The sequence below is a fragment of the Carboxylicivirga sp. M1479 genome, from assembly GCF_007097485.1.
Lineage (GTDB): Bacteria > Bacteroidota > Bacteroidia > Bacteroidales > Marinilabiliaceae > Carboxylicivirga.
Map to the genome: position 1 here is coordinate 1 of NZ_VKDE01000031.1, position 19,701 is coordinate 19,701.

General features: G+C 40.2%; 26 protein-coding genes. 25 read left to right on the forward strand and 1 reads right to left on the reverse strand.

Annotated features, from left to right (window positions below; genetic code table 11):
• The first annotated feature begins 873 nt into the window (after positions 1–873).
• Together FNN09_RS16560 and acs are read left to right on the forward strand one after the other, a co-directional pair.
• Positions 874–3,855 carry a PEP/pyruvate-binding domain-containing protein gene (locus FNN09_RS16560; protein ID WP_143303594.1) on the forward strand — a complete coding sequence of 994 codons (2,982 nt, stop codon included), beginning with the start codon at positions 874–876 and terminating at the stop codon, positions 3,853–3,855.
• A 153-nt stretch (positions 3,856–4,008) separates the two neighbouring features.
• A complete protein-coding gene (gene acs / locus FNN09_RS16565; RefSeq protein ID WP_143303596.1) occupies positions 4,009–5,898 on the forward strand; it encodes an acetate--CoA ligase in 1,890 nt (629 codons plus the stop codon).
• Positions 5,899–5,977: 79 nt separating this feature from the next.
• Here the strand turns inward: acs and fabD are convergent, their stop codons facing one another.
• Entirely contained in the window at positions 5,978–6,868 is an 891-nt protein-coding gene (gene fabD, locus FNN09_RS16570; RefSeq protein ID WP_143303598.1) for an ACP S-malonyltransferase, read from the reverse strand.
• A 919-nt stretch (positions 6,869–7,787) separates the two neighbouring features.
• Between fabD and rpsL the strand changes: the two genes are divergently transcribed.
• The 23 genes from rpsL (at position 7,788) to rpmD (ending at position 19,672) form a co-directional block, all read left to right on the forward strand.
• Positions 7,788–8,171 carry a 30S ribosomal protein S12 gene (gene rpsL / locus FNN09_RS16575; RefSeq protein WP_143303600.1) on the forward strand — a complete coding sequence of 128 codons (384 nt, stop codon included), beginning with the start codon at positions 7,788–7,790 and terminating at the stop codon, positions 8,169–8,171.
• A 119-nt stretch (positions 8,172–8,290) separates the two neighbouring features.
• The gene (gene rpsG, locus FNN09_RS16580) at positions 8,291–8,767 is read left to right on the forward strand and encodes a 30S ribosomal protein S7 (RefSeq protein WP_143303601.1); all 477 of its coding nucleotides are present in this window, start codon (positions 8,291–8,293) and stop codon (positions 8,765–8,767) included.
• Positions 8,768–8,792: 25 nt separating this feature from the next.
• On the forward strand, positions 8,793–10,904 hold the full coding sequence (gene fusA / locus FNN09_RS16585; protein WP_143303602.1) for an elongation factor G: 2,112 nt from the start codon (positions 8,793–8,795) through the stop codon (positions 10,902–10,904).
• An 18-nt stretch (positions 10,905–10,922) separates the two neighbouring features.
• Positions 10,923–11,228: a 30S ribosomal protein S10 gene (rpsJ, locus tag FNN09_RS16590; protein WP_130642659.1), complete on the forward strand. Its 306-nt coding sequence runs from the start codon at positions 10,923–10,925 to the stop codon at positions 11,226–11,228.
• Positions 11,229–11,248: 20 nt separating this feature from the next.
• Complete coding sequence (rplC, locus tag FNN09_RS16595) at positions 11,249–11,866, forward strand: 50S ribosomal protein L3 (RefSeq protein WP_143303603.1); 618 nt, start codon at positions 11,249–11,251, stop codon at positions 11,864–11,866.
• Entirely contained in the window at positions 11,866–12,495 is a 630-nt protein-coding gene (gene rplD / locus FNN09_RS16600; protein ID WP_143303604.1) for a 50S ribosomal protein L4, read from the forward strand. The genes rplC and rplD overlap by 1 nt, the downstream gene beginning before the upstream one ends.
• 11 nt (positions 12,496–12,506) lie before the next feature.
• Positions 12,507–12,797: a 50S ribosomal protein L23 gene (rplW, locus tag FNN09_RS16605; RefSeq protein WP_143303605.1), complete on the forward strand. Its 291-nt coding sequence runs from the start codon at positions 12,507–12,509 to the stop codon at positions 12,795–12,797.
• Positions 12,798–12,802: 5 nt separating this feature from the next.
• The gene (gene rplB / locus FNN09_RS16610) at positions 12,803–13,627 is read left to right on the forward strand and encodes a 50S ribosomal protein L2 (RefSeq protein WP_143303606.1); all 825 of its coding nucleotides are present in this window, start codon (positions 12,803–12,805) and stop codon (positions 13,625–13,627) included.
• Between the two features lie 20 nt (positions 13,628–13,647).
• Positions 13,648–13,917: a 30S ribosomal protein S19 gene (gene rpsS, locus FNN09_RS16615; protein ID WP_143303607.1), complete on the forward strand. Its 270-nt coding sequence runs from the start codon at positions 13,648–13,650 to the stop codon at positions 13,915–13,917.
• 38 nt (positions 13,918–13,955) lie between these two features.
• Positions 13,956–14,375, forward strand: coding sequence for a 50S ribosomal protein L22 (rplV, locus tag FNN09_RS16620; RefSeq protein ID WP_143303608.1), 420 nt, complete (start codon positions 13,956–13,958; stop codon positions 14,373–14,375).
• Positions 14,376–14,382: 7 nt separating this feature from the next.
• Positions 14,383–15,102 (forward strand): 30S ribosomal protein S3, encoded by a 720-nt coding sequence (gene rpsC / locus FNN09_RS16625; RefSeq protein WP_143303609.1) that lies wholly within the window; start codon positions 14,383–14,385, stop codon positions 15,100–15,102.
• A gap of 30 nt (positions 15,103–15,132) precedes the next feature.
• Complete coding sequence (gene rplP, locus FNN09_RS16630) at positions 15,133–15,564, forward strand: 50S ribosomal protein L16 (RefSeq protein ID WP_143303610.1); 432 nt, start codon at positions 15,133–15,135, stop codon at positions 15,562–15,564.
• 4 nt (positions 15,565–15,568) lie between these two features.
• Positions 15,569–15,766, forward strand: coding sequence for a 50S ribosomal protein L29 (rpmC, locus tag FNN09_RS16635; RefSeq protein ID WP_143303611.1), 198 nt, complete (start codon positions 15,569–15,571; stop codon positions 15,764–15,766).
• 7 nt (positions 15,767–15,773) lie between these two features.
• A complete protein-coding gene (gene rpsQ, locus FNN09_RS16640) occupies positions 15,774–16,028 on the forward strand; it encodes a 30S ribosomal protein S17 (protein ID WP_143303612.1) in 255 nt (84 codons plus the stop codon).
• A 2-nt stretch (positions 16,029–16,030) separates the two neighbouring features.
• The gene (rplN, locus tag FNN09_RS16645; RefSeq protein WP_143303613.1) at positions 16,031–16,396 is read left to right on the forward strand and encodes a 50S ribosomal protein L14; all 366 of its coding nucleotides are present in this window, start codon (positions 16,031–16,033) and stop codon (positions 16,394–16,396) included.
• A gap of 29 nt (positions 16,397–16,425) precedes the next feature.
• A complete protein-coding gene (gene rplX, locus FNN09_RS16650) occupies positions 16,426–16,737 on the forward strand; it encodes a 50S ribosomal protein L24 (RefSeq protein WP_185969051.1) in 312 nt (103 codons plus the stop codon).
• Positions 16,737–17,294 carry a 50S ribosomal protein L5 gene (gene rplE, locus FNN09_RS16655; protein ID WP_143303615.1) on the forward strand — a complete coding sequence of 186 codons (558 nt, stop codon included), beginning with the start codon at positions 16,737–16,739 and terminating at the stop codon, positions 17,292–17,294. Before rplX ends, rplE begins: the two co-directional genes overlap by 1 nt.
• Positions 17,295–17,298: 4 nt before the next feature.
• Positions 17,299–17,568: a 30S ribosomal protein S14 gene (rpsN, locus tag FNN09_RS16660; RefSeq protein ID WP_143303616.1), complete on the forward strand. Its 270-nt coding sequence runs from the start codon at positions 17,299–17,301 to the stop codon at positions 17,566–17,568.
• 54 nt (positions 17,569–17,622) lie between these two features.
• Positions 17,623–18,018 (forward strand): 30S ribosomal protein S8, encoded by a 396-nt coding sequence (gene rpsH / locus FNN09_RS16665; protein WP_143303617.1) that lies wholly within the window; start codon positions 17,623–17,625, stop codon positions 18,016–18,018.
• A 12-nt stretch (positions 18,019–18,030) separates the two neighbouring features.
• The gene (rplF, locus tag FNN09_RS16670; protein ID WP_143303618.1) at positions 18,031–18,582 is read left to right on the forward strand and encodes a 50S ribosomal protein L6; all 552 of its coding nucleotides are present in this window, start codon (positions 18,031–18,033) and stop codon (positions 18,580–18,582) included.
• Between the two features lie 20 nt (positions 18,583–18,602).
• On the forward strand, positions 18,603–18,959 hold the full coding sequence (gene rplR / locus FNN09_RS16675) for a 50S ribosomal protein L18 (protein WP_143303619.1): 357 nt from the start codon (positions 18,603–18,605) through the stop codon (positions 18,957–18,959).
• Positions 18,960–18,965: 6 nt separating this feature from the next.
• Positions 18,966–19,484, forward strand: coding sequence for a 30S ribosomal protein S5 (gene rpsE, locus FNN09_RS16680; protein WP_143303620.1), 519 nt, complete (start codon positions 18,966–18,968; stop codon positions 19,482–19,484).
• Between the two features lie 11 nt (positions 19,485–19,495).
• On the forward strand, positions 19,496–19,672 hold the full coding sequence (gene rpmD, locus FNN09_RS16685) for a 50S ribosomal protein L30 (protein ID WP_143303621.1): 177 nt from the start codon (positions 19,496–19,498) through the stop codon (positions 19,670–19,672).
• The last annotated feature ends 29 nt before the right edge of the window (positions 19,673–19,701 follow it).

A 19,701-nucleotide genomic window follows, 5' to 3' on the forward strand; every position in this document is an offset into this window, starting at 1 on the left:
ACTTATATTTAGATCAGAAAAGAAAGCTTGGCATTGCCAAAAGAATACAAAAACAGATTGACAAATATGGATTTAACCCTGATGAACTCAACTTTGCATCAAGCTGATTTACAGGACTTAAATTTTACGTTAGTCAGAATATAAGAATTGCTAAAGCGACAATCTTTAATGCCTTTTTAAGAAATGTCATTGTATTTTGTTTGATATTACATGCGAAATAGTTCATCGTAACAAATACGTGAACTTATTGTAGGAAATAGAATGAACCTTATCCTAATGTTGTGGTCATGTAATACTCTAAAGGCAACGAAAAGTAGGTAATATACTGTGTGATGATCTGTTCAATTGGTTGGACTTGTAGTTTGTCTCTACTATTAAGCAATGTTGTCAAATCTTGACTAAATATTTTGACTTGACAAATGAACTCTTGAAATGTACTGAGGAACTGTAAATTATTTCGTTCTTGTGCAGTTTTTCGATACGAAATAAAACCTTGTATCTTATCAGTGCCAGCAACAAGTTCTGTTTGTGTTGAATTAGTCAAATATGATAAATTGCGGTATGCAAAGCCAGAAGTCGAAAATAATCCCACAAACATGACTATCCCAAGGGATAATTTAAATAGGATTTTATATAATTTTCTCTTACTCATTCTAGTGTAAAAGTACGAAATAACAATCAGCCTGAAAAATACGTGTGACGATTGTGTTGAGGTGGATTGTGTAGCCATCCTTTTAGCCTGATCTTACAATGTATTGTTAGCTGACCAAAATCATCCCTCTTTTCTTCTCATCCCAACATTTTTAACTTATTTTGCTCTTCTTTGTTTAACAAGTCTGTTAGTCTAATTTCTAATTGTCTATTATCTGCCCAATGAATAATAATATCGACGAGTTAGCACTCTCCAATTTATATAACCGCAAACGTTCCGATCGTGATATCTTTCAGGAGCTGATGGCTTTTAAGGTGAAAGAAGTATTGCTTATTGCCAACCACTACGATGCTTACAGTATTGTGCGTGAGGGACGCTTTTTTGATAAGATTTTTGGCGAATATCTGCAGCTAAATCTTTTTACCGCGCCGCGTATTACCAGTGTTGCTACCTGTGCCGAAGCCGAAGAGTTAATGGCTGAGCGTGATTTCGATATGATCATCCTTATGGCTGGGCTCGATAAGCAATTGCCCCTACAAATGAGTGCCCGTTTAAAAGAGGTGCAGCCCAATGTGCCAATTCTTTTGATGGTTAATAACAATGCCGATCTGAAATTTTTCGACGAAGCCAGTGGTAACATTGAGCATATCGATCGGGTGTTTGTGTGGAATGGCGACTCACGCGTGTTTTTGGCCATGATTAAATATGTTGAGGATAAAATGAATGTGGCCAACGATGTAAAGGTGGGCGATGTACGCGTTATTCTCCTGGTTGAGGATTCGCAAAAATACTATACCCGCTACTTGCCCTTGTTGTATTCAATTATCATGCGACAAACCCAGGCGATACTGGAGGAAGAGTCGAGCGATCAGTTACACAAAATAATGAAGATGCGTGTGCGTCCGAAAATTTTGCTGGTAAGTAACTATGAAGATGCCGTTGAAATTGTCGACGAGTACCTGGATAATTTAATTTGTGTTATATCCGATGTGCAATATGCTCGCAATGGGGTTGACGATGTGGATGCGGGGGTTGAGTTGATTAAATATGTGAAGTCAAAAACCATCATCCCCACATTACTGCAGTCATCGGATCCTGCTAATGCCTTAAGGGCAGAGGCTGTTAATTCCGATTTTATCGATAAAAACTCCGATAGCCTAAGTCTCGATATTTATAATTTCATCCATCAGAAACTGGGCTTTGGTAATTTTGTATTTAAAAATAGCCGTGGTGCCAAGGTGGCAGTAGCCCGTAATATGAAAGAGTTTTTGGAGTGCATTCAAGATGTATCGCCCGAGTCGCTTTTGTATCATGCCCGACGAAATGGTATTTCAACCTGGTTAATGGCTCGTGGCGAAATAACCATCGCTAAGCAATTGCGCCCATATCGTATTGAGGATTTTGATAGCTTTACAAAGCTACGCCAGGCCATACTCGATGTGTTTGAAGATGTTCGCTTGAAACGTTTACGTGGTAAGGTGGTCATGTTCGATAAAGAAAAAGTAAAAAGTAGCCGTTACATTGTTCGCATTGGCGAAGGTTCATTTGGTGGTAAAGGGCGAGGTGTGGCTTTCTTGAGTAATTTTATCGAGAATATTAGTTTCGATCGCATTGTTGATGATATTAATATTCGCATTCCTGCCACAACCATCATTGGCGCTGGTGAGTTCACGCATTTCATTGAGAAGAATAATTTATATACCCTCGCTTTTGTTGAGAAGAAGTACGACGAGATTAAAGAGTTATTCCTGAAATCGGATTTAAGCGATGAGGTGAATGAGAAGCTCATGCAATATGTTGAGGTGATGGATCAGCCCTTGGCCATTCGATCGTCTGGTTTGTTTGAAGATAGCCTCTTGCAACCTTTTGCTGGTGTTTATGCCACCTACATGGTGCCGAATAATCATCCAGATATAAATGAACGATTTAAGCAATTGTGTACGGCGGTCAAGTTGGTTTATGCATCCATGTTTAGTGATCCTGCCAAGGCCTATTTCGATGCTGTTAATTACAAAATTGAAGAGGAGAAAATGGCCGTCATCATCCAGGAAGTAGTGGGTGGTAAAGTGGGCGATCGTTTCTATCCTCACATCAGTGGTGTGGCTCAATCATACAATTATTATCCTTTTTCTTACATGAAACCCGAAGATGGTTTTGCAGTATTGGGTGTTGGTTTAGGTAAGTATGTGGTTGGTGGCGAAAAGGCCTACCGCTTTTGTCCCAAGCACCCAAAGCTGGAACTGAATTCTATTCAGGATCAGATTAAAGATTCGCAAACGCACTTTTATGCCTTGGATCTGGAGAAAGAGGACTATTGTTTGGAAACAGGAGGCGAAGATGCCGCCATCGTCAAGCTAAATATTAAAGAGGCCGAGGAAGATGGTAACCTTAAGCATTGTGCCACGGTGTATGATTATAGTTATGATCGCATGGTCAATGATTTTTCAAAACGTGGCCCTCGTGTGATCAACTATTCCAATATTTTAAAATACGATTACATTCCACTGTCGCGAACGCTTGATATGTTGCTTCGCTTTTTTAAAGAAGCCATGGGTGCACCAGTGGAGATTGAGTTTGCTGTAGACTTAGAACCGGGACGCCGTAATCTGCCAACTTTACATCTTCTTCAGATAAAACCATTAATCAGGGTTGAGAACAATGTCAACATCGATTTTGATGAGGTGGATAAGAGTAAAATGATTCTGCAGTCTATTAAAGGCATGGGTAATGGGCGCTTAAATCACATCAAAGACGTGGTGTACATGAACATTGATGTGTTTGATCGTACTAAAACAGCTGAGATGGGAGCCGAAATGGCTGAAATCAATAAGTACTTTGAGGAGCAGGGTAAGGAATATGTGCTGGTTGGCCCTGGTCGTTGGGGTACCCGCGATCGCTTTACGGGCATTCCAGTGTTCTGGTCGCAAATATCCCATGCACGTGTTATTGTGGAGATGGGCTTGCCAGATTTTCCTTTGGATGCATCCTTGGGTTCTCACTTCTTCCATAATGTCACTTCCATGAATGTGGGGTATTTTAGTGTGCATAATAATGGCGAGGAGCAGTTTGTTAATCTGGATATGCTGAAAGAACAAACGCTAGTGCGTGAAACAGTGTATTTCCGCCACGTAGAATTTAATGAGCCATTGACTATACTGATGGATGGCAAACAGCAAAAAGCAGCCATTGTCGTTAATGATTAAATTGGAAAGACCAACTATATTGAATGAGGCCGTATTTGTTACGGCCTTTTTTTATTATTAAAGACAAATCAGTCTTAAATGTTGATTATGAAATTATCTATTTATACCTTGATGACAATCACATTGTTAACCAAGAGATAAACTGATAATTTTATGATGGATTCAAAAGGTTTTGTGCATCCCTCGCACGAAGTAAAGGCGTATGCAACCATTCAATCATACGACGAATTGTACCAAGATTCAATTGAAAACAGAGAAGAGTTCTGGGCTAAAGAAGCTGCACTGTTGGAGTGGTATAAGCCCTGGAATAAGGTTTTGGATGATAGTCAGCACCCATTCTATAAATGGTTTGTGGGTGCTAAAACCAATATCATTCACAATGCCATTGATCGACATCTTAAAACGGCTACCAGAAATAAGTTAGCACTTATTTGGGAGGGCGAGCCTGGAGATTTAAAGACCTACTCCTACCATGCATTAAATCGCGAAGTGGCCGAATTTGCCAATATCCTTAAAGCAATGGGAGTGCATAAGGGGGATATTGTGACCATATACATGCCTCAAATTCCGGAGCAAATATTTGCTATGTTAGCCTGTGCTAAAATTGGTGCTGCCCATAGTGTCGTGTATGGCGGTTTTAGTCACGAGGCATTAGCCGAGCGGATTAATGCAGCCAATAGTCGGGTGGTGATCACTGCCGATGGAGGTTATCGCCGGGGGAAAGCGACTAAGCTAAAGGATATTGTGAACAAAGCAATGGAATTATCGCCAACCATGGAAGTGTGCATCACGGTAAAACGCACTGGCGAAGAAGTGTATATGGAGAATGACCGTGATTATTGGTATCACGATTTGAAAGCATTACCCATAGCCAGTCATAAGTGCGACACCGAACAGATGGATGCAGAAGATATGCTATTCCTTTTATATACTTCAGGATCCACTGGTAAGCCAAAGGGTTTGGTGCACACACACGGCGGCTATAGTGTTTACACCTCTGCTACTCATCGCATGGTATTTGACATTAAGCCTGAGGATCGTTGGTGGTGTGCGGCCGATCCAGGCTGGATTACGGGACATAGTTATATGGTCTACGGTCCTTTAATTAATGGATCCACAATCTTTATGTACGAGGGGGCTCCTAATCATCCTTACCCTGATCGCTGGTGGCGTATGGTTGATAAATATGGAATTACAGTGCTATATACCTCACCAACAGCCATTCGTGGTTTAATGCGTTATGGCGAATCATGGGTTAACCGGCACGATTTAAGTTCGCTCAGGTTGCTTGGTTCTGTGGGCGAGCCTATCAATCCAGAGGCATGGCGTTGGTATCACGAGGTTGTGGGCGATAAAAAATGCCCAATTATGGATACCTGGTGGCAAACTGAAACTGGCGGCTTTGTTATTACTCCTTTGCCAGTTACACCTTTAAAGCCTGGCTCTGCTACTAAGCCTTTTTTCGGTCATGAAGTGGGAGTGGTTGATGAATCCGGAAAAGATGTTGGCGTTAATGAAGTGGGAGCCTTGGTTATTAAAAATCCCTGGCCAGGCATGGCGCGTACCATCATGGATGATGATGAACGTTATCATGAAACCTATTGGTCGAAGTTTGAGGATCAAAAATATTATCATGCGGGTGATTCTGCACGAAAGGATGAAGATGGATATTATTGGATTATAGGTCGTAGTGATGATGTGATAAAGGTAAGTGGCTATCGTTTGGGAACAGCCGAAATTGAAAGTGCAGCTGTGAGTCATCCCGATGTTGCAGAGGCGGCAGCTATTGCTTTACCGCACGAACTAAAAGGAAGCGGCATACATGTTTATGTTATTTTAAAATCTGGCAAAGAGGGTAGTAAAGAGTTGGCAAAGCTCTTGCTTGATCATGTATCCAAGGTGATGGGGCCAATAGCCCGTCCTGAAGAAGTGATATTTGCCGATGCTTTACCTAAAACACGTAGTGGGAAAATTATGCGTCGTGTATTAAAAGCACGAGCGTTGGGCGAAGATGAAGGAGATTTGAGTACTTTAGATGATTAATAAAAATAAAGGGCAAGCTTACTGCTTGCCCTTTATTTTTTATCTTTAATCTATTAGATTAATATCTAATAGTCTTTTTCTAGCCTTGGAAAGTGCTATAACCTGCAGTTTCCATTTTACGATCAACTTTCTTTACCAAGCCTTGTAATACTTTACCCGGCCCAACTTCAGTAAAAGATGATACACCATCGTTAATCATATTCTGTAGTGTTTGTGTCCAACGAACAGGAGCAGTTAATTGTGCAACTAGGTTTCCTTTAATAGTTGCAGGATCGGTAACCGCTTGTGCGTTCACGTTTTGGTAAACAGGGCAGATAGGCGCGTTAAACTCAGTTGCTTCTATTGCAGCTGCTAGTTCAGTACGTGCAGGCTCCATTAATGGTGAGTGGAAGGCTCCTCCAACAGGAAGTTTGATAGCGCGTTTAGCACCTTTTTCTGTTAATACCTCACATGCCTTGTCTACTCCAGCAATTGAACCAGAAATAACCAATTGGCCAGGGCAATTATAGTTCGCAGCAACTACAACTTCTTCAATGCTTTCGCAAACTTCTTCTACAATAGCGTCTTCAAGTCCAACGATAGCAGCCATTGTTGATGGCTCAACCTCGCAGGCTTTTTGCATTGCTAAGGCGCGCTGAGAAACTAGTTTTAAACCATCTTCAAAATTCATAGCACCCGCAGACACTAAAGCAGAGAATTCGCCCAATGAGTGTCCTGCTGTCATTTCTGGCTGAAATGTGTCGCCCAATGTTTTTGCTAATATTACCGAATGTAAAAAGATAGCTGGTTGTGTAACTTTTGTTTGCTTTAGGTCTTCATCAGTACCGTCAAACATTAAGTCTGTAATGCGAAATCCTAATATGTCATTCGCTTTTTCAAATAGTTCCTTTGCCATAGGTGAGTTCTCATACAAGTCTTTACCCATTCCAACGTACTGGGCACCCTGACCCGGAAATACAAATGCTTTCATAATTCTATTTGTTTTATTATTGCAGGTCACATGCGTTGTTAAGAACATTAATTAATTGTGTGACCTGCTTAATAATTTAAATTTTTAATAACTCATCATCCCGGTATTAGCTGCCTTTAGTTGAAAACAACAAAGGCTCACGGTTGACGAGAGCCATTAATCTTTTATTTATCGGCGCAAAGATAAAGCATAAAAAAGGATAGGACCTAATAATTAGAACAACAATTGCAAAATCGACTTTTCATACTTGATGTTCTAAACTATCAGTTTTATAGTGATATAGGGGTTTTACCAATCTTATTTTCCTATGATTTCCTTGCAGTGTATTTGTTTCGTGTCAGTTTTATAACAGTCAACATGTCTTAATGTGTTTACAATAGTCATTAAATGTTTTGAGTCTGATTAAAACGAACCATAAGAATGGCTTCTCATGCTGGAGAATGAGAAGCTGCCGAGTCTCGTTTAGTAATTTTTTTAAAAATTAAACCCTTAAAATGAACGTGTAAATTCAATTAATAAAGCTGTACACAGAGTAATTGTTGAATTTATTTTGTAGTTCCATCTGGGACCAAAAATAAATATATACAGATGAAATAAAATATTTAAAAACAATGTAGGGTCGTACTTACTTGTGGCACGAATTTAGTTATACAATGACGGTTTTGCTGTTCAGTCTTTCGTCATTACAATGGAACATATGGGTGGACTAACAATTTGTCTACTAGAGAGAAAAATAGAATTTTTTCAAAAAAAATAGCATTTAGAATGCACGTTTTCCATTGTAAATTAGTACTTTTGCAGCGCTTTTTTGTCTAAAATTGTCAAAAAGGCTGAAAATCAGTGGGGTTTTACAAGGTATTAGTGTACCTTTGCGCTCCGTTTAAAAACGAAATTGTTTAATACAATATATTTAAATTTTATGCCAACAATTCATCAGTTAGTTAGAAAAGGACGAACAAAGCAGGTGGAAAAAAGTAAGTCACGTGCTTTAGATGCATGTCCTCAGAGACGAGGAGTGTGTGTAAGGGTGTACACAACTACACCAAAGAAGCCTAACTCAGCCATGAGAAAGGTAGCAAGGGTGCGTTTAACCAATGGTAAAGAGGTTAATGCTTACATTCCAGGAGAAGGTCACAACTTACAAGAGCACTCAATCGTATTAGTACGTGGTGGTCGTGTAAAAGATCTACCAGGTGTTCGTTATCACCTAGTGCGTGGAGCATTAGATGCATCAGGAGTAGACGGTCGTACGCAGCGCCGTTCAAAATATGGTACTAAGCGACCAAAGGCTGCTAAAAAGTAATTTAAGACATTGTGAAGTGCGTTGTTTACTTGGTTAATACACTGGATGAGTAAATGTAAACACATTGAAGACTAGTTAAAACAGCCAAGAGAGAATAACAAAGTAAACAAAAAGAGAAGATGAGAAAAAGTAAACCAAAAAAGAGGATCCTCCTTCCGGATCCAAAGTTCAACGATACAACTGTTACACAATTTGTGAATAACATGATGTTGGACGGTAAGAAATCAATCGCTTTCAAAATCTTTTACGATGCTATGGATCGTATTGCTGATAAAGCAGAAAAAGAAGGAAAGCCTGTATTGGAAATTTTCAAAAAAGCACTTGAAAACATTACTCCATCGGTGGAGGTTAAAAGCCGTCGTGTTGGTGGCGCTACTTTTCAGGTTCCAACTGAAATTCGTCCATCCCGAAAAGTATCTATCGGCATGAAACACTTGATTTTGTTCTCGCGCAAGCGTAGCGGAAAATCAATGGCAGAGAAATTATCTGCTGAAATTGTTGCTGCATACAATTTAGAAGGCGCTGCCTTTAAAAAGAAAGAAGATATGCATAAGATGGCTGAAGCCAACCGTGCATTTGCTCACTTCAGATTTTAATATAATTAGTTAAGAAATTATTGTCATGGGAAAGGCAGATCTTAAAAAGACCAGAAATATTGGCATTATGGCCCATATCGATGCTGGTAAAACAACGACTACCGAGCGTATCTTGTTTTACACTGGTATCACTCACAAAATTGGTGAGGTGCACGATGGTGCGGCTACAATGGACTGGATGGAGCAAGAGCAAGAGCGTGGTATTACCATTACTTCTGCTGCTGTTACAACCAACTGGATTTACGAAGGTGTTGAAAATAAAGTAAACATTATTGATACTCCGGGTCACGTTGACTTTACAGTTGAGGTAGAGCGCTCTTTACGTATCTTAGATGGTGCAGTTGCATTATTTTGTGCGGTAGGTGGTGTTGAGCCTCAGTCTGAAACAGTTTGGCGTCAGGCTAATAAATATAACGTACCACGTATTGGTTTCGTTAACAAAATGGACCGTTCAGGTGCTAACTTTTTCGAAGTAGTACGTCAGGTTCGTGAAATGTTAGGAGCTAATCCAGTACCTCTTCAAATTCCAATTGGAGCTGAAGAAACATTCGAAGGTGTTATCGACTTGATCGAAAATAAAGCCGTTGTTTGGTACGATGATGAGCAAATGGGTTCACGTTACGAACTACAAGAGATACCAGAAAACTTGAAAGCTGAAGCTGAAGAGTGGAGAGGTAAATTAGTAGAAGCTGTAGCTGAGCACGATGATGAATTGATGGAGAAGTATTTTGAAGATCCTGATTCAATCACTCGTGATCAGATGTTAGAGGTGATTCGTAAGGCTACTATTGCTCAGACAATTACTCCAATGATGTGTGGATCAGCCTTTAAAAATAAAGGTGTTCAGCGCTTGTTAGATGCTGTTATTCAGTACTTGCCATCACCTAGTGATATTGGCGAAATTGAGGGTACTAACCCAAAAACTGATGAGCCTGTAAGTTACAAGATGGACGAAGATGAGCCATTGTCAGCATTAGCATTTAAAATTGCAACTGACCCATTTGTTGGTCGTTTAGCATTTATGCGTGTTTACTCTGGTAAAATCGAAGCTGGTTCATACGTACTAAATACTCGTACTGATAAAAAAGAACGTATTTCACGTCTATATCAGATGAAATCGAACAAGCAGTTGCCTCGTGAGGTAATTGGTGCTGGGGATATTTGTGCCGGTGTTGGTTTTAAAGATATTCGTACTGGAGATACTCTTTGTGACGAGAAACACCCTATCGTTCTTGAATCAATGGATTTCCCAGAGCCAGTAATTGGTGTTGCGGTTGAGCCATTGTCTCAAAAAGATATGGATAAACTAGGTACTGCACTTGGTAAATTATCTGAAGAAGATCCAACATTCCGCGTACAAACTAACGAAGATACAGGTCAAACAGTAATCTCAGGGATGGGAGAGCTTCACCTTGAAGTATTGATCGACCGTTTAAAGCGTGAGTTTAAAGTAGAATGTAACCAAGGTCAACCACAGGTAACTTACAAAGAAACGATTACTAAAGAAGTAGAACTTCGCGAAGTATTCAAGAAGCAGTCTGGTGGTCGTGGTAAATTTGCCGATATCCAGTTCCGTATGGGTCCTGCTGATGAAGGTAAAACAGGTCTTCAATTCGAAAGCATCATTAAAGGTGGTAACATTCCTAAAGAATTTATCCCTTCAATTGAAAAAGGATTTAAAGAAGCCATGATCAATGGTGTACTGGCCGGTGCCGAAGTTGAAAGCTTGAAAGTAACTGTTTTTGATGGTTCTTTCCACGCAGTCGATTCAGACCAGTTATCATTTGAAATTTGTGCCCGTCAAGGATTTAAATCAGCATCAGCTCAAGCTAAGCCTCAATTATTGGAGCCTATCATGCGTGTTGAAGTTGTTACTCCTGAAGAGTACATGGGTGATATTATTGGTGACTTCAACAAGCGTCGTGGTCAAGTAGAAGGTATGGAATCAAAAGCTGGTGCTCGTGTAGTAAAAGCTAAGGTGCCATTGGCTGAGATGTTTGGTTATGTAACCTCTTTACGTACTATTTCATCAGGACGTGCTACATCATCAATGGAATTCTTAGAGTACGCTAGCGTACCTCGTCAGATTGCTATTGAAGTAGTAAAAGAAGCAAAAGGAAAAGTAGAATTATTATAACAATTAGTGTTCTCCACTATGAGTCAGAAAATTAGAATAAAACTTAAATCTTACGATCACAACTTGGTTGACAAATCAGCTGAGAAGATTGTAAAGACAGTTAAGAGCACTGGTGCAGTAGTAAGCGGTCCTATTCCGCTTCCTACTCACAAGCGTATCTTCACTGTGTTGCGCTCCACATTTGTGAACAAGAAATCACGTGAGCAGTTTCAATTATCATCTTACAAGCGTTTGATCGATATCTATAGCTCAACAGCTAAAACGATCGATGCTTTGATGAAGCTTGAATTGCCAAGTGGTGTAGAAGTAGAAATTAAAGTGTGATAATCTTAAATGTTTAAACAATGCCAGGACTAATTGGAAAAAAAATCGGAATGACTTCCGTTTTCAGTGCCGATGGGAAAAATGTTCCATGCACTGTTATCGAAGCAGGCCCTTGCGTAGTTACCCAGGTTAAAACTGTGGAAACTGACGGTTACGAGGCTGTACAGTTGGCGTTTGATGACAAAAGAGAGAAAAGCACGACACAACCAGAAGCCGGTCACTTTAAAAAGGCTGGTTCAACACCAAAGCGTAAAGTTGTCGAATTCCACGAATTCGAGAACGAATTGAAGCTAGGTGAAGAGGTTGACGTTAAGCTTTTTGAAGAAAACTCGTTTGTTGATGTTACAGGCATCTCAAAAGGTAAAGGTTTTCAAGGTGTCGTAAAACGTTACAACTTTAGAGGTGTGGGTGATGCAACCCACGGTCAGCACAACCGCTTACGCGCTCCTGGATCTATTGGTGCTGCATCCTACCCAGCAAGGGTTTTTAAAGGAATGCGCATGGCAGGTCGAATGGGTGGCGAAAATGTTAAGGTCGAAAACCTTAAAGTGATTAAAGTAATTCCTGAGAACAACCTTATTTTAATTAAAGGATCTGTACCAGGAGCAAAAGGCTCATATCTAATTATTGAAAAGTAATGGAACTGAACGTATTAACAATTGAAGGAAAAGAAACCGGAAGAAAGGTAACATTACCTGAGACGGTGTTCGGAATTGAGCCCAGCGACCATGCCATTTACTTGGATGTAAAACAATACTTGGCTAATAATCGTCAAGGGACTCATAAGTCTAAGGAACGTGCAGAGATAGTAGGTAGTACTCGTAAGATCAAGAAACAAAAAGGTACTGGTACAGCACGTGCTGGTAGCATTAAGTCTCCTGTTTTCGTAGGTGGAGGTCGTGCATTCGGTCCTCGTCCGCGTAACTACCGTTTTAAGTTGAATAAAAAACTTAAACAGTTAGCTCGTAAATCTGCGTTAGCTTATAAAGCACAAACACAAATGATCACTGTATTAGAAGACTTCAACTTAGAAGCTCCTAAAACAAAAGACTTTGCAGCTATGGTTACAAACCTAAAGCTAAACGGTCAGCGTTCATTGCTCGTGTTAAAAGAAGCTAACGACAATATCTACCGTTCAGCTCGCAATATTCAGCGTGCAGAGGTAGTGACACTAGATGAACTAAATACATTTGACATCATGAAAGCTAAAAACTTGGTGTTAGTAGAAAGTTCAGTAGAAGAATTCGGTAAACTGTTTAACGCATAAGGAGGCTCGTCATGAAAGTTATTATTAAACCGATTGTAACTGAAAAAATGACAGAACTAAGCGAAAAGTTGAATCGCTTTGCATTCGTAGTTGATAAAGGAGCTAATAAGCTTCAAATCAAAGACGCTGTAGAAGAGTTATACAACGTAAGTGTAGAGTCTGTCAATACAATGGTATACGCCGGTAAATCAAAATCGCGTTATACTAAGAGTGGAGTTATTGTTGGTAGAACAAATTCCTTCAAAAAAGCAGTGGTAACACTAGCCGAAGGAGATACTATTGATTTTTATAGCAATATCTAATAAAAATGGCAGTAAGAAAACTAAAGCCCACAACACCGGGGCAGAGACACAAAATTATTGGTGCGTTTGATACGATTACATCAGCGACACCAGAAAAGTCCTTATTGAGGCCATTAAAAAAGTCTGGTGGTAGAAATAACACTGGTAAAATGACCGTTAGAAATATCGGTGGTGGTCACAAGAGGAGATACAGGGTAATCGACTTTAAGCGTAATAAAGACGGTGTTAATGCAACAGTTGAGTCAATTCAGTACGACCCTAACAGGAGTGCTCGTATTGCTTTACTTGCTTACGCTGATGGAGAAAAAAGGTACATTCTTGCACCTAATGGGTTGCAGGTAGGTCAAGCAATTGCTTCAGGATCAGGGGTTGCTCCTGAGATCGGTAACAGCTTGCCTTTAAGCGAGATTCCTTTAGGTTCCATTATTCACAACATCGAATTGCGTCCGGGTCAAGGAGGTACAATGGCACGTAGTGCTGGTACTTTTGCACAATTGGCTGCTCGTGAGGGAAAATACGCGGTTGTTAAATTGCCTTCGGGTGAAACCAGAATGGTATTGGTAACTTGTCGTGCTACTTTAGGTGCGGTTGGTAACTCTGATCATGCGCTAGAACGTTCAGGTAAAGCTGGTCGTAGCCGTTGGTTGGGTCGCCGTCCACGCGTACGTGGTGTAGCAATGAACCCAGTCGATCACCCAATGGGTGGTGGTGAAGGCCGTTCATCAGGAGGACACCCAAGATCTCGTACAGGGGTATTGGCGAAAGGTTTCAAAACCCGTCATCCTAAGAAGGCTTCTAATCAATACATCATTGAAAGAAGAAAAAAATAACCGGTTAATTTAAACGAATTATGAGCAGATCATTAAAAAAAGGCCCATTTATCGACTTTAAACTGGAAAAGAAAGTTCTTACACAGAACGAGTCAGGTAAGAAAACAGTTATAAAAACTTGGGCGCGTGCTTCTATGATTTCTCCGGAATTTGTAGGTCACACAATTGCTGTGCACAACGGTAATAAGTTTATCCCGGTTTATGTTACTGAGAATATGGTAGGACACAAATTAGGCGAATTTGCCCCAACCCGTACATATCGCGGTCATGGTGGTAATAAGAAAAAGTAATTGGCCTGCCAATATTTAAATTCTTTAAACAGTAAAAAATGGGTGCAAGAAAAAGAATAAGAGCTGAAAAAATAAAGGAAGCCAAGAAGACCGATTACTTCGCAAGGCTTTGCAATGTACCGACTTCACCTAGGAAAATGCGTCTTGTTGCCGACATGATCCGAGGTAAAGAGGTAAACCTAGCTCTGGATATGCTGAAATTTTCATCAAAAGAAGCTTCCAGAAGGGTTGAGAAACTGTTGCTTTCTGCTATAGCTAATTGGAAAGAAAAGAACGAAGGTGTTCGCATCGAAGACGCTAACCTTTATGTGAGTGAGATCGCGGTTGATTCAGGCCGTATTTTGAAACGTTTGCGTCCGGCCCCTCAAGGTCGTGCTCACCGTATCAGAAAGCGTTCTAACCACGTAACGTTACGCGTTGCAAGCAAAGTAGTATCAAGTGAAACACAAGAAAACTAATAGCTAGATGGGACAAAAAGTTAATCCAATTAGTAACAGGTTAGGGATCATCAAAGGATGGGATTCTAACTGGTATGGAGGAAAAAACTATGGCGATAAGCTATTAGAAGACTCCAAAATCAGAAAGTACCTCAATGCACGTTTAGCTAAAGCAAGTATCTCACGTATCATTATCGAACGTACTTTGAAATTGGTAACAATTACCGTTTTCACTGCACGTCCTGGTATCATTATTGGTAAGGGAGGTTCTGAAGTAGATAAACTAAAAGAGGAGCTTAAGAAAATTACTGACAAAGAGGTTCAAATTAACATCTTTGAAGTAAAGAGACCAGAGTTGGATGCTATTATCGTAGCAAACAACATCGCTCGTCAAGTGGAAGGACGTATTGCTTATCGTCGTGCTATTAAAATGGCTATCGCTTCTACTATGCGAATGGGAGCTGAAGGAATCAAAATTCAGATTTCTGGACGTTTGAACGGTGCTGAAATGGCTCGTAGCGAAATGTACAAAGAAGGTCGTACACCTTTACATACATTACGTGCGAACATTGATTATGCACAGGTGGAAGCCCTAACTAAGATGGGTATCACCGGTATCAAAGTTTGGATCTGTAAGGGAGAAATTTATGGTAAGCCAGATTTATCTCCAGCCTTCAACACCAAGGAAAAAGGTGGTGGAAACCGTGGAGGCGGTAGAGGTCCGAGAAGAAGAAATAATAAGAAGTAATTCTCCTTTCACAATAATTGATTAGGAACGATGTTACAACCAAAGAAAGTAAAATTTAGAAGAAGGCAGAAAGGCCGGATGAAAGGTGACGCTCAACGTGGGCAGGAACTAGCTTTCGGATCTTTCGGTATAAAAGCCTTACAGAGCAAATGGATTACAGGTCGTCAGATTGAGGCTGCCAGGGTTGCGGTAACACGCTACATGCAGCGTCAAGGACAGATCTGGATTAGAATATTCCCCGACAAACCAATTACCAAAAAGCCTGCGGAAGTACGTATGGGTAAAGGTAAAGGTAGTCCAGAGGGATTTGTGGCCCCTGTTACTCCAGGACGCATCATTTTAGAATGTGAAGGAGTACCTTACGAAGTAGCTAAAGAAGCATTGCGCCTAGCAGCACAAAAGCTTCCTGTAACTACAAAATTCGTTGTGAGAAGAGATTATGTTGAATCGACAAATGCTTAATGACATGAAAGTAGAAGAAATCAAAGAATTAAGTGTAAGCGAAATTGTTGAGCGTATTGAAACTGAAACTGCTGCATTGCAACAGTTGGAGTTAAATCACACAACATCGCCATTGGAAAACCCAATGCAGATTAGACATTCTCGTAGAAATATTGCGCGCTTGAAGACTATTTTAAGTCAAAAGCAACTAACTGAAAAATAATTAACAGATGGATAGAAATCTTAGAAAAGAGCGTACAGGTATTGTAGCTAGTAACAAGATGGATAAGTCTATCGTCGTATCTGTAGAGATCCGCGAAAAGCACCCCATCTACGGTAAGTTTGTGAAAAAGACAAAGAAATTTCACGCGCACGATGAAGACAACACCTGCAATACTGGGGACACCGTGAAAATCATGGAAACACGTCCTTTGAGCAAGACGAAACGTTGGAGATTAGTTGAAATTCTAGAAAGAGCTAAGTAATCATGATACAACAAGAATCTAGACTTGCAGTTGCTGATAACAGTGGAGCCAAAGAAGTATTATGTATCCGTGTTCTTGGTGGAACACGGAAACGTTATGCCGGAGTGGGCGATCGTATCGTGGTAACTGTAAAAAGCGCCACGCCTGGCGGGGAATTGAAAAAAGGAACCGTTACCAAGGCCGTAGTAGTGCGCACAAAAAAAGAAGTTAGACGTCAAGATGGTTCCTACATCCGCTTTGATGAAAACGCTTGCGTTTTACTGAATGCTGCCGGAGAAATGAGAGGAACTCGTATTTTCGGACCTGTTGCCCGTGAGGTAAGAGAGGGATATATGAAAATCGTATCACTGGCGCCTGAAGTACTTTAATCATCAAAGAGATTAGAACAATGGGTAAATTGCATATTAAAAAAGGCGACATCGTTATTGTTAACGCCGGTGTCAACAAAGGCCAGGAAGGGAAAGTACTTGAGGTATTTCCTAACAAATCCCGCGCTATTGTTGAGGGTGTTAACTTAGTGAGTAAGCACACTAAGCCTAATGCTGAAAGTCCGCAAGGAGGTATAGTCAAGAAAGAGGCTCCTATTCATATTTCAAATTTGAATGTGAAAGATCCTTCAACAGGAAAACCAACTCGTATTGGTCGTAAGTTGAATGAAGAAGGAAAACTGGTTCGTGTTTCAAAAAAATCAGGGGAGGAAATCAAGTAATGAGTTATACACCTAGTTTAAGAAAACAGTATTCGGAGCAGATTGTACCAAACTTAATGAAAGAGTTTGGTTTCAAATCAATCATGCAGGTTCCTAAGTTAGAAAAGATCGTTATTAATCAAGGTCTTGGTTCAGCTACTGCTGACAAGAAAATGATTGAGAACGCTCTTAAAGAACTTACGACTATCACTGGCCAAAAGGCCGTGGCTACGCTTTCAAAGAAAGATATTTCGAACTTTAAGCTTCGTAAAAAGATGCCAATTGGTGTAAGAGTAACCTTACGCCGCGAGAACATGTATGAATTCCTAGAACGATTGATTCGTGTGGCTTTGCCACGTATTCGTGACTTCAAAGGAGTGAATAGTAAACTCGATGGAAAAGGAAATTACACCTTAGGTATCGAAGAGCAAATCATTTTTCCTGAAATAAATATTGACAATGTGTCAAAGATATTGGGTATGAATATTACCTTTGTCACTTCTGGAAAAACAGATGAGGAAGCTTACGCTCTATTGAAAGAGTTTGGTTTACCATTTAAAAACGCAAAAAAGAACTAGTTATATGGCAAAGGAATCAATGAAAGCCCGCGAAGTAAAAAGGGCTAAACTTGTTGCCAAATATGCTGAAAAGCGTGCTAGACTATTGGAAGAGGGTGATTATGCAGGCTTGCAAAAGCTTCCTAAAAATGCTTCTCCAGTACGTATGCACAACCGTTGCAAAATAACCGGACGTCCGAAAGGTTATATGCGACAGTTTGGCCTTTCAAGGATTCAGTTCCGTGAAATGGCTTCAGCTGGTTTAATCCCTGGGGTTAAAAAAGCAAGTTGGTAAGAGTGTTAAATATTGTCCCGGTAATATTGCCGGGATCAATTTAATCTTTATAAAATGACAGATCCAATAGCAGATTTCCTGACACGAATCAGGAACGCCATCATGGCGGGTCATAGGGTTGTTGAAGTTCCGGCTTCCAATCTTAAAAGAGAGATGACCAAAATCCTTTTCGAGAAAGGGTACATCTTAAATTACAAATTCATCGAAGATGACAAGCAAGGAATTGTGAAGATCGCACTTAAGTACGATCCAAGCACAAAAGTTCCTGCTATCAAAGCTCTGAAAAGAGTGAGTACACCTGGTTTACGTTCGTATGCTGGGTATCGTAGCATCCCCCGAGTTCTTAACGGACTAGGTATTGCTATCGTGTCGACTTCGCGAGGTGTAATGACGGATAAAGAAGCCCGAGTACAGAAAATCGGAGGTGAAGTATTGTGTTACGTTTATTAAAAAAGAAGAATTATGTCTAGGATAGGAAAAGCGCCGATTAGCATACCTTCAGGAGTGAACGTAACAGTTAAAGACAATACAGTGACAGTTAAAGGCCCTAAAGGCGAACTGACACAGGATTTTCACCCTGAAATGGAAATAAAAGTTGAGGAAGGAACAATAACAGTTGTTCGTCCTAACGAAGAAAAAGAAACTCGTGCACAGCACGGACTTTACCGCTCACTGATTAACAATATGGTGATTGGAGTTTCAGAAGGTTACGTAAAGGAATTAGAATTAGTAGGTGTAGGTTACCGTGCTACTAACCAAGGTCAATTACTTGAGTTAGCATTAGGTTTCTCTCACCCTATTCAATTACTTCTACCTGCTGAAATTAAAGTTGAAGCTGTTACTGACAGAAAAAGCAATCCGATTATTAAGCTTGAATCAGCAGATAAGCAATTAATTGGTCAAGTATGTGCCAAGATTCGGTCAATGCGTAAGCCTGAACCTTATAAAGGTAAAGGAGTTCGTTTTAAAGGCGAAGAAATTCGTCGTAAGGCCGGTAAATCTGCAAAAGTTTAATTTAATTTAAATTAGGAATTATGGCTTTTTCGAAAATAGAGAGAAGACGAAAAATTAAATTGCGCGTTCGCAAAAACATTAGCGGAACCGCAGAGCGTCCAAGAATGTCAGTATTTAGAAGCAATAAGCAGATTTCTGTTCAGTTAATTGATGATGTTAATGGTAAAACATTAGGAGCATCATCGTCTTTATTAAAAGAAATTGCTGACCAGAATGGTACTAAGTCTGAAGTAGCCGCATTAGTAGGTAAAAGTATTGCCGAAGTAGCTGCAAAGGCAGGTATTACTGCAGTTGTGTTCGATAGAAATGGATACCTTTATCATGGTAGAGTTAAACAATTAGCCGACGCTGCTCGTGAAGCAGGGCTTAAATTCTAACAAACGATGGCTGGAAATAACAAAAGAATCAGAAACAATAACGATCTAGAATTAAAAGATCGTTTGGTTGCTATCAACAGGGTGACTAAAGTGACCAAAGGTGGTAGAACCTTTAGTTTTTCTGCCATTGTAGTGGTTGGAAACGAGAACGGCGTTGTTGGCTGGGGTCTTGGTAAAGCTGGTGAAGTAACAACAGCAATTGCTAAAGGCGTTGAAGCTGCCAAAAAGAATCTAGTTAAAGTACCTATTATCAATGGTACTGTTCCTCATGAGCAATTAGCTCGTTACGGTGGTGCAAGTGTATTTATGAAGCCTGCATCTCATGGTACCGGAGTAAAAGCTGGTGGTGCGATGCGTGCCGTATTAGAGAGCGTTGGTGTAACTGATGTATTAGCGAAGTCAAAAGGATCTTCAAATCCTCACAACTTGGTGAAAGCAACTATTGAAGCACTAACAGAATTGCGTGATGCTGCAACTATTGCTGAGCAACGAGGTGTTTCAATGGAAAAAGTATTTAACGGATAAATTAAGGACAAATGGCTAAGATAAAAGTAACTCAGGTTAAGAGTAAGATCGGGGCCACGACCAGACAGAAAAACACACTGGTTGCCCTTGGTTTGAAGAAGCTTCAGCAAACCGTTGAACATGAAGCCACACCTCAGATTGAAGGAATGGTTCAAAAAGTACTGCACCTAGTGTCAGTAGAAAGATAATTTGGTAGAACGAATTAGAGGAAATTAAT